Here is a 13,641-nt window from a genome sequence, read left to right as displayed (position 1 = left end):
CCCGGTTAGGGTGACGGTATGGAACAGACGACCGCCGGCCCCTCCCCGGAGCTGAGCGCCGACTGCACACGCTGCTTCGGCCTGTGCTGCGTGGCGCTGCCCTTCACCGCCTCGGCGGACTTCGCGGCCGACAAGGCGGCGGGCCGCCCCTGTGCCAACCTCCGGCAGGACTCCCGCTGCGGCATCCACACCGAGCTGCGCCGGAAGGGCTACCCGGGCTGCACGGTCTACGACTGCTTCGGCGCCGGGCAGAAGGTCTCCCAGATCACCTTCGGCGGCCGGGACTGGCGGTCGGCGCCGCCCGCGGAGGCCCGGCGGATGTTCGACGTGTTCCCCGTCGTGCGCCAGCTCCAGGAACTCCTCCGGTACCTGGACGAGACGCTGGCCCTGCCCGCCGCCCGTCCCGTGCACGAGCGGGCGCGTGAGCTGCTGGCGGAGACCGATGAGCTCACGCTGGGCAGCCCGGAGCAGCTCGCCGCGCTGGACGTCCCCGCGCACCGGCAGCGGGTCGACGAGGTGCTGCTGCGGGTCAGTGAGCTGATGCGGGCGGGCGCCGGACGCCGCAAGGAGCGCCGGGGCGCCGACCTGATGGGCGCCCGGCTGAAGGGCGCCGACCTGCGCAAGGCGAATCTGCGCGGGGCCTACCTGATCGCCGCCGACCTCACGGGCGCCGATCTGCGGGGCGCGGACCTGATCGGTGCCGACCTGCGCGACGCCGACCTCTCCGGCGCCGACCTGACCGGTGCGTTCTTCCTGACCCAGCCGCAGGTCAACGCGGCCCGGGGGAGTGCGGGCACCCGGCTGCCGGCGTCAGTCACCCGCCCCGGTCACTGGACAGCGGGCGGCTGACGGGCCGGCCCCTCCGGGGTCCCCCGCGCCGGTGCCGCCGGGAGCGGTCCGGTGTTCCAGCCGCAGCGTCAGCCCTTCCGGCATCAGGGTCAGCCGCTCCGCGATCCGCAGCCGGTACGCCGGGTCCGCCCGGAACTCGTACCGGCGCAGCAGCAGCCCCAGCACGAGCGTCGCCTCGTGCAGCGCGAACTGGCGCCCGATGCAGGCCCGCGCCCCGGTGCCGAACGGCTTGTAGGTGTGCGGGGGACGGGCCCGTACGGCCGAGGCGTCGAAGCGGTCCGGGTCGAAGCTCTCGGCGTCGGCGCCCCACACCTCCGTGTCCCGGTGCAGCATCGCGGTGAGGACCAGCGTCCACGCGCCCCGGCGCATCGGGTGCGTCCCGCCCAGCACCGTGTCGTGCAGGGCCTCGCGGGCGTAGGCGGGTGCCGTGGGCCACAGCCGCAGCGACTCGTCGAGGACCCGCCGTACGTACCTGAGCCGGGCCACCTGTGCGTAGCCGGGCCGGGCCGTCGTGCCCCACACGCGGTCGACCTCGGCGCGGGCGCGCGCGGCGGCCTCCGGGTGGCGCGACAGGTAGTGCAGGGCGAACGACAGCGCGCCCGAGGTGGTCTCGTGCCCGGCGACCAGGAAGGTGATGACCTGCCGGCGGACGTTGGCCGGGGACAGCCGCTCACCGGTCTCCGGGTGCGCCGTGTCCAGCATGCGGTCGAGCAGGTCGCCGCTCCGGCCGGTCCCCGGGGAGGCGCGCCGCGCCTCCACCACCGCGTCGACCGTACGGTTCAGGCACGCCATGTCGGCCTCGTTGCGGCGGGCGGCGCGGCGCAGCAGCAGCGGGGCCAGTTGCTCCGGCACGGCGGTGCGGCGCTGCGCGAACGACAGGGTGCCCACCATCGCGGTCACGAAGGGGTGCGGCCGGGCGCGTTCGAAGGAGCCGAAGTCATGGCCGAAGCCGGTCCGGGCGATCGTCTCCAGGGTCAGCTTCGTCATGTCCCCGGGCACGTCCACGGGCCGCCCCGCCCCGCGCCGCCGGTCCCAGTGGCCCAGCAGCCGTTCGGCGACGTCGAGCATCATCGGGTGGTAACCCGCCATGGCCTCCCGGCCGAAGCCCGGGGCGAGGACGTCGTGCGCGAGCTGCCAGTCGGGCTCGTCGTTGTAGGCGGTGAACAGTCCGTCCCCGGCGATCGGCCGCAGGGCGGCGATGCCCAGGCCGACGTGCTTGGCGAAGCGCCCCTCGTCCGACAGGTCGGCCGCGAGGGCCGCGCCGCCGACGAAGACGACCTCCTTGCCGAACGCCCGGCGCCGGAAGATCGGCCCGAGCCGCCGCCCGAACCGCAGGGAGTCCTGCACGGGCGTCCGGGGCCCGGCGCCCACCAGGTCCCCGACCACGGGCAGCCGGTACGGCGGATGCGGGATGCGGTGCAGCTCCGGCCAGCCCAGTTCCGCGCTGCGGAACCCCCGGTCCACCGGGGCGGTGCCCTGTGCCGACTCCGCCATGACGTCAACTCCCTCGGGTTACCGACGGTCACAGCCTCGTTCCCCCGTCGAACCCGTGTCAATGGCCGGGAAGTGGAACGGGGTTTACCGGAAGGCGGTTGGCGTACAACTCGATCTCCGATAAGTTAGGTGAGGCTTACCTAAGGGAGGTTTGGGATGGGTGACCGTCACACCTGGACGGCAGCGCCGTCCGCGGCGGAGCGTGCCCGCTCGGTGCTCGCCGCGGCATGGTCCTGCGCGGTGACCGCGGAGGGCGGCCGGGAGGAGCTCGTCGGTGCGCACACCGTCGCCGGGGACGGCCGGGTGCTCCTCACCGTGCCGGAGGACAGCGCGCTCGTCGCGGCCGCGATCTGCGCGCCGCGCGGCGAGCCCTCCGCGGTGCTGGAGTTCGCCGACGTGGCGCCCGTGCCCGTGCGCAACCGGATCCGCGCCCGGCTCTGGATCGCCGGCTGGTTCGCTCCCGCAGACGCCGAGGACGCCGGGGACGAGTCCGGGCAACTCGTGTTCCGGCCCACCAGGGTCGTGCTGCGCGAGCCGTCCGGCACGGTCGTCGTCGACCTCGACGAGTACGCGCAGGCCGCGCCCGACCGGCTCGCCACGGCCGAGTTCCAGCTGCTCAGCCATCTCGCCGGGGCCCACCCCGACGCCGTCGAGCGCCTCACCCGCCTGGTCGAGCCCGACAGCCTGCACGGCGCCGTCCTCGTCCAGCCCCTCGCGGTCGACCGGCACGGCCTCACCCTGCGGATCGAGCGGGCGCGCGGCCACGGCGACGTACGGCTGCCGTTCCACCGGCCCGCCGACGACCTCGGGCAGCTCACCGAACGCATGCACGTCCTGCTCGCCCAGGCCGGTGCCGCCACACGGCCGCGCGCCCTACAGCGGCAGCGCACAGACGGCGACGGGTGAGGGGAACGGCCGCCCCGCACTCCGCAGTTCACCGCTCGCGCCGTCCACGTGGAACACGCTGACCGCGCCCGAGCGCTGCAGGGCGGCGAAGAGCAGCCGCCCGTCGGGGGAGAAGGCGATCTGACGCGGGAACTCCCCGCCCACCGGCACCGTGTCCAGCAGCCTCAGCCGCGCCCCGCCGGCCTCGACCCCGTACCGGGTCAGGCTGTCGTGGCCGCGGTTGGCGAGGAAGGCGTACGCCCCGTCCGCCGTGACCAGCAGCTGCGCCGGATAACTGGTGCCGGAACCCGTCCCGGTGGACTGCGGGTCACCCGGCGTCAGCCGGCCGCTGTCCGGGTCGTAACGGCACACCACCACCGTGTCGTCGAGCTCGCACGCCAGGTACGCGTACCGGCCGCCGGGGTGGAAGGTGAGGTGCCGCGGCCCCGCCCCGGCCCGCGTCGAGGCCCGTGACACCTCCGTCAGCGTGCCCTTCGCGGTGTCCAGACGGTAGGTGTACACGGTGTCCGTGCCCAGGTCCACGGCGAGGACGTGACCGCCGTCGGGGCTGGTGACGATCTGGTGCGCGTGCGGCCCGTCCTGGCCCGGACCGGGCGCCGGACTGTCGTGCGCGATGAGGGCCGTGCGCTCCCCGAGGGCGCCGGACGCGGGGTCGACGGGGTGCACGGCCACACTGCCCGAGCCGTAGTTCGCGCTCAGCAGCCAGCGCCCGCCCGGGTGCACGGACAGCTGGCAGGGCGCCGCCCCGCCGGTGCTCCGGGTGCCGAGCACCCGCCGGTCGGAGAGGCGCACGGCCGTGACCCCGCCCTCGTCCCGCTCGTCGACGGCGTACAGCGTCCGCCCGTCCGGGTGCACCGCCAGGTAGGACGGATCGCCGACCCCGCCGATGGTGCCGTCCCCGGTGATCCGCCCGGTCCCCGGCTCGTACGTCGCCACGCCGATGCCCTCGCCGCCGCCCTGAGCCGGGGCGTACGTGCCGAGGTACAGCGGGCGGGGCGCGGTGGGCAGCGGGGTGGGCGAGGCCTTCCGCGCGGCCTCCCCGGCGGGCGACGAGGAGGGGCTCCCGGAGGCGGCCGACCGCTCGGAGCCGTCGGCCGGGGACGGGTCGCCGCAACCCGCCGCCACCGGAAGGGCCGCGGCCCAGGCCGCCCGGACGAATCCGCGCCTGCTCCAGCCGCGTCGGCCGCCCACCGGGTCACTCGTCATGTCCGCACCTCGGATCCTCGAAGGCCACCGGTCCCGGTCGTGTCGTCCCACCGGTGATCCAGGTGATCCACTCTGGCGTCCACGGTGCCCACGGCGCAAAGAGGGCGGGGCGGGTGTCGCGCCACCGGCGCCACCCGCCCCGCCCTCCCGCCGTCCTCACCAGTCGCCGTCGCCCACCGGCTCGCCCGGCGCGTCCCCCAGCGGTTTCACCTGGTGCGGGGAGGGCTCCTGCCAGGGCGCGTCGTCGTCACCGAGCCAGTCGCCGACCGGCTTCACCGCACCGAGCGTGTCCGTGGGCGCGAGATCCTCGCCGTCCTGGTCGTAGTAGTCGAACCAGGGCAGCCCGGCCCGGGTGTACGCGGCGCGGTCGACCGGCGACGGGGGCGGCTCCTCGCCGGTGATGCGCCGCCACTCGGGCGGCGTGACCAGGTGCACGAAGACCCGGCCGGCCGGTTCCCCGGCCCAGTCGCCCAGCGGCCGCTCGTCCCTGTACACCTCCTGGCGCATGGAGCCGCCGACACCCAGTCCCATCGCGGCGGCCGCCCGCGGAGCCGCGCCCGCCCGGACCGGGGCGCCGCCCGGGGCGGGAGCGGCCATGGGGTACGCGGCACCCGCCGCGGGCGGCGGCGCACCGTACCCGCCCTGCGGCAGCGCCCCGAGCGGGTGCCGTGTCCCCTGCGCCAGGACCCGCTGCGCCCGGCGCCACTCCTCCAGCCGCTCCTCCCGCAGCGGGAACGACTGCAGCTGTACGCCGCCCCACACCTCCTCGCCGGTCACCTGGCCCTCCACCGTGGCGCCCATGCCGAGCGGCACCGCCACGAACTGGCGGACCGTGCCGTCACCGGAGTTGATGCCGTCGAGCCAGGGCTGGCGGGGCAGCGCCACGTAGTTCTGCGGGTCCCGGGTGAGCCGGTCGCTCCACGGCTTCCCGGACACGGCGCACACCTTGCCGACACCCACCTGCAGGGCGGCCGGCTCCGTCGTGCCCCCGAAGTGCAGCCACATGGCCTCGCGCAGGTAGACCGGGAGCAGCACCCCGCCGCGCGCCCGCATCCGCTCGGGCACCGTGTCCGCGTGGTCCTCGACCCGGCGCACGGGGAAGTCGCCGAGCCCCGGGGGCAGCTGGTGGGTGCCCGCCTCGGGCAGGCGCAGGGTGCGGACGAACCTCACCCGCACGCCGCCCGGCAGCCGCAGGGTGGTGCCGTCGATCCGCACGGTGCCGTCGGCCATGGGTGCGCTCCTCGCTGTCGTGGTGTCGTCCTCCTGCCGGGGACCGGGTCCCGACCGTACCGTCGTACCGGCCCCTCAGACCCCCGAGCGTTCCTTGTCACGCCTGTCGCGGGGGGACCGGTTCCGCAACGACCGGCGGGCGCCGCGCAGCCGGTCGTGCAGGCGGGTCAGGCGCGGCCGGCGCTCGCGCGCCTCACGGGTGCCGCGGTCGAGCTCCTCCAGCAGCCGGCGGGAGCGGTGCTCGGTGTCGAGCTCGTCCAGGACGCGGTTGACCTCGGTGAGGACCGCGCCCCGCAGCTGCCACAGGTGCGGGTCGTCCCTGGCCTCCTGCTGCAGCAGGTGGGCGAGCTTGTCGCGGGTCGCGGCCGCCGCGGTGAGCTCGGCGGTCAGCCGGGCCTCGGCGGACTCGGCGCTGTGGGAGACGTCCGTGGTGACCAGCACCGCGAAGCTCACCACGGCGTCCCCGATCTCGGCGAGGAGCTGCTCCAGGGCCGCGCCCGTCTCCGGCTCGAACAGCGGCTTCGGGTAGCGCGCCTTGGACAGGTCGGTGAGGGTGCGGGCCAGCACCCGCAGCACCACGGTGCAGATCTCCAGCGTGTCGAGGCCGGTGCGCAGCACGATCCGGTGCAGCAGGCCCTCCCGGACCCGGGGGTTGAGCTTCAGGCTGTCCTCGGCCTGCCGGAGGTCCGCGTCCACCTCGACGATGTCGTGGTCCAGTTCGCGCGCCTCGTGCAGCCGCTCGGCGGCGTGCTCGACGGGCATGCGCCCCGCGGCCTCCTCGCCCACCCGCAGCATCAACTGCCGCATCCGGCGCGCCAGGTCCTCGATGGACTGGCCGGCCGCGTCGATCCACACCGGCGGTGTGACCAGCACGTTGAAGGCGAGCCCGACGAGGGCGCCGATCAGGGTCTCCAGCACCCGGGCCCACGCCGTGTCCCCGACCTGGGTGACACCGAGCACGAGCATGGCGCTGATCGCGGTCTCGGCCAGGAAGGCACCGGCCCGCACCAGGTGGCCGACGCCCAGCGACACCAGGATGATCAGGCCGAGGCTCCACCAGGTGAGGCCCACCAGGACGCTGAAGCCGATGGCGATGAGGACGCCGGTGACCACCGCGTTGACCCGGCTGATCGTCATCGTGAGCGTGCCGTAGAGGGTGACCTGTACGACCAGGAGCGCGGTCAGCGGTGCCGTCAGGGGCGCCGCCTCGGGGCTGAGCCGCACCGCGACCACGTACGCCACCGTCGCCGCCGCCGTCGCGCGCACCGCCTGCACGACATCGGGTTCCTGCCGCCACTTGGCGATCCGACCGGCCATCGCGTCCCACACGTCACGTACGTCTCGCATCCTTGCGCTCGTTCCCCTTCCACCGCCTGCGATACGTCCTCACCGGGATGAGGACGTGACCCTTTCGGCTGTGAGCCTAAGCGGTCCTCACGGGATGGCAGGGGAGGCACGGACGGAGGAGACCGAGGGGGCCCCGGGGGCGGTGGTGACGCGTGGGGCGGCCGGGGTGCCGGTGGTGGCGTGCGGGCCGGACAGGGTGCCGGTTCAGGCGTACAGCTTGTCCAGGAACGCGGACAGGTTGCCGACGGTCCGCGCGATCTGCTCCTCCTGGGTGAGGGTCTCCTCGAAGCGGCCGCCGGACCCGGGCGTCTTCCTGCCGCGTACGTACAGCGAGCAGGCGAGGTCGGTGCACATGTACAGGCCGACGGAGTTGCCCTCGCGGCCGGCGGCGCCCGCCTTGCGGGCCGTCATCAGGGAGACCCCGCTGCCCGGGTGGGTGGTCAGACAGAGCGAGCACAGGCTGCGGTGCAGCAGGCCGCGCTTGACGGACGGGAAGCGCAGCGTGACCCCGACGAGTTCGCCGCCCCGCTCGGTGACGAGGTAGCTGCGGTCGGGCGCGCCGGGGTCGCGCCAGCCGAGGAAGTCGAGCTCGTCCCAGGGGCGTTCGTCGAGGTCACGGGGGATCGCCAGCCGTTTCGCCTCCCCCTTGGAGCAGTTGATGAACGAGTTGCGGATGTTCTGCTCGGTGAGCGACCTCATGGCCTGGTCCTTCTGGAACGACGGGAGAGCGGGCTGTCGGGGGAGAACGGGATAGCGGGAGAACGGGCCCGGCCAGGGTAGGAAGCGGGACCGGCGCCGGGCCACTGCATTTCCCACCGGGCTGGTCTACCCTGGGTAACTGCCGGTGGGATGGCCAGGGGTCAGGGGGGCTCGTGGTGCGGGATGTCGGTCCGGTCAGCCAGTTGTTCTTCGGACGTGACGACGCGGAGAACGACCTCAGGGACGGCCTGCTGAGAGGCGCCGTCTTCCGGCCCAACTACGCCTACGACGAGGTGCTCACGGGCCGCAAGTCCCTGATCATCGGCCGCAAGGGGGCGGGCAAGAGCGCCATCTGCCGCCGGCTGGCCGCCCCGGGCGGCCACCCCGGGGCCACCGTCCTGATCACCCCCGACGACGCCGCGGGCGACGAGATCCGGCGCTTCGAACTCCAGGGCGTCGGCGCCGACACCGCCAAGTCCCTGATCTGGCGGTACGTCTTCGCCGTCCACGCGGCACGCCACCTGACCGCCCACGCGCGCACCGAGCACCGCCGCCGTCGCTTCCCGCGCCTGCGCCGGCTGCCGCCACCCGTCCGCGCCCTGCGCGCCTTCCTGCGCGCGAACGGCGAGTCCGACGACGCCCGCCTCTACGACCGGGTGCACCGCGGGGCGAGCCGGCTGCAGTCCGCCACCCTTTCCCTCAAGGCGTTCGGGATGGTCGAGGCGGCCGTCGGGGTCGGTGGTGGCTCCGAGGGGGCGGGCGCCAGCCGCCAGCTGGACGTCCTGGAGGACTGGGTGGCCGCCGCCTTCACCGCCCTGGGCTGCACCGAACGGCACCCGCCGCTGCTCTTCCTGGTCGACCAGCTCGAACAGGTGTGGACCGTCGACGCGGACAGCCACGCGCTGGTCGCCGGGCTGCTGCTGGCCGCCAAGCACGTGACGGGACGCTACGGCACACCGGTACGGACCGCCCTGTTCCTGCGGGCCGACATCTACGACACCCTCGACTTCGGGGACGGGGACAAGTTCCACAGCGACGAGATCCGCATCAGCTGGACCCGCGACGGCCTCAAGGACATCGCCCTCACCCGGGCCCGCGCCTCCCTCGGTACCGAGCTCACCGAACAGCAACTGTGGGAACAGCTGTTCCCGCCGCAGGTCCTGGGGGAGCCCACCCCGGAGTACCTCTTCCGGCGCGCCCTGCCGCGCCCGCGGGACGCCATCCAGTTCCTCAACGCCTGCCGGAGCGTGGCGCACGAGCGGGGCGGACCCGTCATCACGGAGGACGACGTGCTCGCCGCCACCGAGCGCTTCTCCCGCTGGAAGCTCCAGGACCTGGCCACGGAGTACCTGGTCAACCGCCCCTTCCTGCGGTCGCTGTTCGCGATGTTCGAGAACACCGGTTACGTCGTCACCCGCCGCGACCTGGAGAGCCGCTTCGAGATCCGCAAGCGGACCCTGCACCGGGACTTCCCCGACTACACCCAGAGCCTGACCCCGCAGGGCGTGATCGACGTGCTGTACGGAACGGGCTTCCTCGGGGTGCGGCGCGGCGACGACGTCGTCTACACGGGCGGCATCCAGGCACCGCCGGGACCGGGGGAGGACGAGTTCCACGTCCACCCGTGCTTCCGCCCCGCCCTGAACAGCCTCCTCTCGGGGCAACGGCTGACGGTCAACCGGGACGTACAGCTGCTGGACGAGGTCACCGAGGCCTGTGCGCGGATACTGCGGCAGATGGGACGGTCGACCCTGCCGCGCCCCGTCCTCGACCGGACCCGCGCCCGCGTGGAGACCCTCATGCGCCAGGCCGAGGAGGAACGCCGCCTCGCGGAGGGCGGCAGCCTCATCGAGGTGCACACGCACGTCCGGTTCGCCGGCCGCAGCCTGCGCCACCTGGCCGGCGACCTCCGTGACGCCGGCTTCCCCGGCGCCCCGGTCACCCGGCGCCTCGACGACGAGGCCGGCGCCCTGCTCCGCGCGGCGGGCGGCGCGGCGGGGAGCGGCTACGGGTCCCGCTCCTCGGGCTGACGTGCTGACTCGTCCCGGTAACGGGTCTCGGGACCCCAGTACTCGGGCCCGACGCCGTGCCAGTCGATGAGCGGGGAGGTGGCCGTGTCCTCGGCGTCGATCTCCAGACCGGCGCGGCGGAGGAACTCCACGAGGTCCCCCACGTCGTACGCCAGGCCGAGGACCTCACCGTCGGCGCGCACGCGCCGGCCGCCGGTCGGCGAGGGCGGGGAGACGGTCACGGGGCGCTGGTCGGTCATGCTCCCAGGATCGGCCGGATCGTCCGCCGACGCATCCGGGTGGCCGGCGCCCGGCAGTGGCACCGGTCGACGGCCGTGGTTTCGCCCCTCCCCGACCGAGGTACCCGCGCCCCGCCGTGACATGGAGGGAGCACGACGTGACCGAGTACCGGCCGGGAAGCCCCGGCGAGAACGGGGAGCCGATCCCGCGGGACATGCCGGACCAGCAGGCGCAGGGGGGCGAGGACCCGTGGGAGGTCGTCACCCCGAGCGGCGACCGTGACGAGGACGACGGCGGTGACGCGGCCCGGGGGGACGCCGGAGCCCCCGACCCGGAGATGCCCGACACCGACGAGGCGGGGACCGGCCGCCAGGGCGCCCCGCAGCCGGGCAGCCCCCACTCCGAGCACCCGGTGCCGGACGAGTCACCGGCCTGATCCCGCGCGCCCGACCCCCGCGCCCGACCCCCGCGGTCCGGGTCCGTCGGACGTACTCCACCGGAGACGTCCGACGGACCCGGACCGCGCGCGTGTCGGCCCCTCAGCCCACCTTCCGCCCCCGCAGCGGCTCCGTGTCCGCGCCGTCCCCGCGGCGCAGTCCGACGAGGAACTCCTGCAGCACCTCCAGCGCCGTGCGCTCGGGCCGCCAGCCGAGCTCGTCCCGGGCGCGCGAGCAGTCCATCAGCGGCAGCCGCAGCACGGCGTCGAAGAGCTGCGGCGAGGCCGGCAGCAGGTGCAGCCCCCAGGCCGCGGCGATCGCCGACCGCGCGGCCACCCGGGGCAGCCGTACCGTTCGGGCCTTCAGCAGCTCGCTCAGCACGGCCGCGTCGACCGGCGGCTCCGCCGCGAGGTTGTACGCGCCGTGCGCCTCACCGTGCACCGCGAGCCGGTACGCGTGGGCCGCGTCGTCCGTGTGCAGGGCCTGCACCCGGAGTCCCGGGATGTCGGGCAGCACCGGCAGCAGATCGGGGCGGAGCAGCGGCCCGGGCAGGAACTTGCCGCCGAAGATGCGCCGCTGCTCGCTCGCCGACTCCTTCTTGAACAGGAACGCGGGCCGCATCCGCACCACGCGGGTTCCCGGGTGCTCGCGCTGGAAGGAGTCCAGGGCGCGCTCCAGGTACGCCTTCTCCCGGGTGTACGCGGCGCCGGGCCAGCCGTGCGTGGGCCACGACTCGTCCACCGCGCGGTCCTTGGGGCCCGGTGAGTAGGCGCCGACCGACGAGGCGTGCACCAGCGCCGGCACCTTCGCGGCGGCGACGGCCTCGAAGACGCGGATGCTGCCGAGCACGTTGGTGCGCCAGGTGACGGCCGGGTCGTGGGTGGGCTGGAAGGCCCAGGCGAGGTGCACGACGGCGTCGGCACCCTCGAACTCCCGGACGAGGTCGGTGTCCTCCCTCGCGAGGTCCACCGCCGACCACTCGGTCTTGGCGGGGAACCACTCGGGGATGCGCCGGGCCAGCCCCCGCACGGACGCGACGTGGGTGTCCTCCGCGAGGGCACGTACGAGGCTGGTGCCCACGTTGCCGGTGGCGCCGGTGACGACGACCCTGCGGCCGGATTCAGTGCTCACCGCTGGTCTCCTCTCGGATGGGGAGGGAGCGAGTACCCATGCCTCGGAGCATGCACGCGACGGAAGGCGACGGCACCGGGAGTTCCGGCCACCGTCCGGTGGTCAGCTCCCGGCCTCGGCGCCGTCACGGCCGGGGCGCACCGTCTCGGCCCACAGGTTCTCCGCCTGGAGCAGCAGCGTGCCCAGCACGGCGGTCGGCGCGGCACCCTGGCCGGCCTGCTCCCGCAGCCGGGTCTGGAGCTCCTCGTGCAGCTCGTCCATGGTGGCCAGCGCCTTCTCGTCCAGGCACTCGGACCCGCCGTCCACGCCCCGCTCGATGCACCGGGCCTCCGCGTGGCAGGAGTCGCCGATCAGCTCCAGGAGTCGGGCGTACGTGTGCAGCGCCGGGACGTCGGGCGGGCCCGGCGTACGGTCGGCGTCGGCCGCGACGGCCAGCGCCCGCGTCAGCGCCCTGACGTGACCGGTGACCCGGCTCCAGCGTTCGTCCTCCTCGACGGGCGGCACGTCCAGCGGCACACGGTGCACCTTGCTCAGCCAGCTCACGGTCAGCCGCAGGCTCTCCTCGCTCCACCCGCGGGCCGAGACCAGCCCGTCGAGCCGGCGTTCGAGGCGCCCGGCGGCGCTCGACCACTCCGCGACGGTCGACGCGTCCCACTCGCCCCGCAGGCCCTCCGCCACGGAGCGCAGGGTGTCTCCCGTCTGGCGGGCGAGGCCCGCCAGGTTCTCCCGTACGTCCCGCAGGTGGATCGGGGGGAAGACGAGCGCGTTGACCCCGATGCCGATCACCGCGCCGAGCGCCGCCTGCCCCAGCCGGTGACCGACCGCCGACAGCGTGACCGGGTCCATGGTCAGCGTGAACAGCGCCGTCGTGGCGGCGTAGACGCCCTGGTCGCCGAAGCGGTGCCAGTTGCTCAGGAGCATCAGCACGGGCATGCACACGGCGAGGGCGCCCACGACGTTCCCGCCGGTGAGCGCCTGCGAGGCCGCGGCGATCAGCGCGCCCACGCAGATCGCCGCGAACTGCTGGGCACCCTGCCGCAGCGAGCTGTAGACGGTCGCCTGCACCAGGACGACCGCCACCCACGGCGCCATCAGCGCCATCGGGTCGTGGAGCACCTCGTGCGCGATGACCCAGGCGATCAGCGCGGCGGCGGCCGCCTTCAGCGACTGCACGACGAGATCGCGTTCCCGGCCGGTGCCGCGCAGCGCATTGCGCGCGGCGGAGGTCAGGGCCTGGGTCTCGGTGCGCAGGAACTGGGGCAGGGAGGTGCTCATGCGGAGCGGGTGTCCCACGGTGCGGCAGGTCACACGGCCGCCGGTGTGGGAAACGCCACTGCCGGGGCCCGGTGGGAGGGCCGCCCCCGGGGCAGGGGCAGGAGCGGCCGTCAGACGACCCCGGCCAGCGGGCTCTCCGCCAGCGACGCCAGCAGCTGCGCCGGGTCCCGGTAGACCGCCCGGGCGCCCGCCTCCTCCAGGTCGGCGCGCGGGATGCCGCCGCACAGCAGCCCCACGCAGCGCACTCCGGCCCGGCTGCCCGCCCGCATGTCCCACACCGTGTCACCGACGAGGACCGCGTGCTCGGCTGCGGCCCCGACCGTGTCCAGGGCGCGCTCGACCGGTTCGGGCGCCGGCTTGCCCGCGCTCACGTCGTCGGCGGAGGCGGTGGCCGCGATGGCGTCGTCGGCGTCGATCGCGCGGCGCAGCGCGGCCAGCTCCGGTCCGCCGGCCGAGGTGGCGAGCACCACGGTCCAGCCGTCGCGGTCGAGGCGCCGCAGCAGCGCGGCGGCGCCCGACAGGGGAGGCAGCCGGTCGAAGTACGTGCCGTACAGGGCCTTGTGGGCGGCGTCGAGCCCGTCGTCCTGCCCCGGGTCCCGGTCGTCGCCCAGCAGGTGGGCGATCAGATCGTGGCCGGCGAGGCCGATCGACCGGTGCACGGCGTGCATCGGCACCTGGTGGCCGGCCTGGCGGAACGCCTCCCACCAGGTCGTCACATGCAGGTGGTTGGTGTCGACGAGCGTGCCGTCGACGTCGAACACGGCTGCCCTGACCATGTGCGCCTCTCCTTCTCCGGACGGGGGGGGGGGGGGGGGGGG

At 74.8% G+C, this 13,641-nt stretch carries 13 protein-coding genes; 4 read left to right on the top strand and 9 right to left on the bottom strand.

The genetic code is table 11. From position 1 onward, the window contains the following. Positions 1–18 precede the first annotated feature (18 nt). Entirely contained in the window at positions 19–849 is an 831-nt protein-coding gene (locus UW392_RS41445) for a pentapeptide repeat-containing protein (RefSeq protein WP_320780448.1), read from the top strand. On the opposite strand, the gene UW392_RS41440 is transcribed toward UW392_RS41445, so the two are convergent. Then, the gene (locus tag UW392_RS41440; protein ID WP_320780447.1) at positions 811–2,343 is read right to left on the bottom strand and encodes a cytochrome P450; all 1,533 of its coding nucleotides are present in this window, start codon (positions 2,341–2,343) and stop codon (positions 811–813) included. The genes UW392_RS41445 and UW392_RS41440 overlap by 39 nt on opposite strands. A gap of 156 nt (positions 2,344–2,499) precedes the next feature. Between UW392_RS41440 and UW392_RS41435 the strand changes: the two genes are divergently transcribed. Next, positions 2,500–3,249 (top strand): DUF2470 domain-containing protein, encoded by a 750-nt coding sequence (locus UW392_RS41435; protein WP_320780446.1) that lies wholly within the window; start codon positions 2,500–2,502, stop codon positions 3,247–3,249. Here UW392_RS41435 and UW392_RS41430 read toward each other — a convergent pair. The 4 genes from UW392_RS41430 to UW392_RS41415 all read right to left on the bottom strand — a co-directional run bounded on the left by UW392_RS41430 (position 3,217) and on the right by UW392_RS41415 (position 7,731). Then, positions 3,217–4,455: a lactonase family protein gene (locus UW392_RS41430; protein WP_320780445.1), complete on the bottom strand. Its 1,239-nt coding sequence runs from the start codon at positions 4,453–4,455 to the stop codon at positions 3,217–3,219. The genes UW392_RS41435 and UW392_RS41430 overlap by 33 nt on opposite strands. 156 nt (positions 4,456–4,611) lie before the next feature. Next, on the bottom strand, positions 4,612–5,685 hold the full coding sequence (locus UW392_RS41425) for a hypothetical protein (RefSeq protein WP_320780444.1): 1,074 nt from the start codon (positions 5,683–5,685) through the stop codon (positions 4,612–4,614). A 75-nt stretch (positions 5,686–5,760) separates the two neighbouring features. Beyond that, entirely contained in the window at positions 5,761–7,032 is a 1,272-nt protein-coding gene (locus UW392_RS41420; RefSeq protein ID WP_320780443.1) for an FUSC family protein, read from the bottom strand. 204 nt (positions 7,033–7,236) lie between these two features. After that, positions 7,237–7,731 carry an FBP domain-containing protein gene (locus UW392_RS41415; protein ID WP_320780442.1) on the bottom strand — a complete coding sequence of 165 codons (495 nt, stop codon included), beginning with the start codon at positions 7,729–7,731 and terminating at the stop codon, positions 7,237–7,239. 173 nt (positions 7,732–7,904) lie between these two features. Between UW392_RS41415 and UW392_RS41410 the strand changes: the two genes are divergently transcribed. Beyond that, on the top strand, positions 7,905–9,761 hold the full coding sequence (locus UW392_RS41410) for a P-loop ATPase, Sll1717 family (protein ID WP_320780441.1): 1,857 nt from the start codon (positions 7,905–7,907) through the stop codon (positions 9,759–9,761). On the opposite strand, the gene UW392_RS41405 is transcribed toward UW392_RS41410, so the two are convergent. Beyond that, on the bottom strand, positions 9,737–10,000 hold the full coding sequence (locus UW392_RS41405; RefSeq protein ID WP_320780440.1) for a hypothetical protein: 264 nt from the start codon (positions 9,998–10,000) through the stop codon (positions 9,737–9,739). The two genes, UW392_RS41410 and UW392_RS41405, sit on opposite strands and share 25 nt — an antisense overlap. Positions 10,001–10,137: 137 nt before the next feature. On the opposite strand from UW392_RS41405, the gene UW392_RS41400 reads away from it, so the two are divergent. Then, positions 10,138–10,416, top strand: a complete 279-nt coding sequence (locus UW392_RS41400; protein WP_320780439.1) for a hypothetical protein — start codon at positions 10,138–10,140, stop codon at positions 10,414–10,416. A 103-nt stretch (positions 10,417–10,519) separates the two neighbouring features. On the opposite strand, the gene UW392_RS41395 is transcribed toward UW392_RS41400, so the two are convergent. The 3 genes from UW392_RS41395 to UW392_RS41385 all read right to left on the bottom strand — a co-directional run bounded on the left by UW392_RS41395 (position 10,520) and on the right by UW392_RS41385 (position 13,599). Continuing rightward, complete coding sequence (locus UW392_RS41395) at positions 10,520–11,548, bottom strand: NAD-dependent epimerase/dehydratase family protein (protein ID WP_320780438.1); 1,029 nt, start codon at positions 11,546–11,548, stop codon at positions 10,520–10,522. Between the two features lie 102 nt (positions 11,549–11,650). After that, a complete protein-coding gene (locus UW392_RS41390) occupies positions 11,651–12,823 on the bottom strand; it encodes an FUSC family protein (RefSeq protein ID WP_320780437.1) in 1,173 nt (390 codons plus the stop codon). A 110-nt stretch (positions 12,824–12,933) separates the two neighbouring features. Then, positions 12,934–13,599 (bottom strand): HAD family hydrolase, encoded by a 666-nt coding sequence (locus UW392_RS41385; protein ID WP_320780436.1) that lies wholly within the window; start codon positions 13,597–13,599, stop codon positions 12,934–12,936. Positions 13,600–13,641 lie beyond the last annotated feature (42 nt).

It is taken from the genome of Streptomyces sp. CRN 30 (assembly GCF_034105845.1).
Note: the sequence above shows the minus strand (reverse complement) of the source record. Positions and strands in the feature narration are given on the sequence as shown.

What these genes read in the sequence shown, in the direction of transcription:
- UW392_RS41445 (WP_320780448.1), top strand. Translation starts at nt 19, where the DNA reads ATGGAACAGACGACCGCCGGCCCCTCCCCGGAGCTGAGCGCCGACTGC.
- UW392_RS41440 (WP_320780447.1), bottom strand. Translation starts at nt 2,343, where the DNA reads ATGGCGGAGTCGGCACAGGGCACCGCCCCGGTGGACCGGGGGTTCCGC.
- UW392_RS41435 (WP_320780446.1), top strand. Translation starts at nt 2,500, where the DNA reads ATGGGTGACCGTCACACCTGGACGGCAGCGCCGTCCGCGGCGGAGCGT.
- UW392_RS41430 (WP_320780445.1), bottom strand. Translation starts at nt 4,455, where the DNA reads ATGACGAGTGACCCGGTGGGCGGCCGACGCGGCTGGAGCAGGCGCGGA.
- UW392_RS41425 (WP_320780444.1), bottom strand. Translation starts at nt 5,685, where the DNA reads ATGGCCGACGGCACCGTGCGGATCGACGGCACCACCCTGCGGCTGCCG.
- UW392_RS41420 (WP_320780443.1), bottom strand. Translation starts at nt 7,032, where the DNA reads ATGCGAGACGTACGTGACGTGTGGGACGCGATGGCCGGTCGGATCGCC.
- UW392_RS41415 (WP_320780442.1), bottom strand. Translation starts at nt 7,731, where the DNA reads ATGAGGTCGCTCACCGAGCAGAACATCCGCAACTCGTTCATCAACTGC.
- UW392_RS41405 (WP_320780440.1), bottom strand. Translation starts at nt 10,000, where the DNA reads ATGACCGACCAGCGCCCCGTGACCGTCTCCCCGCCCTCGCCGACCGGC.
- UW392_RS41390 (WP_320780437.1), bottom strand. Translation starts at nt 12,823, where the DNA reads ATGAGCACCTCCCTGCCCCAGTTCCTGCGCACCGAGACCCAGGCCCTG.
- UW392_RS41385 (WP_320780436.1), bottom strand. Translation starts at nt 13,599, where the DNA reads ATGGTCAGGGCAGCCGTGTTCGACGTCGACGGCACGCTCGTCGACACC.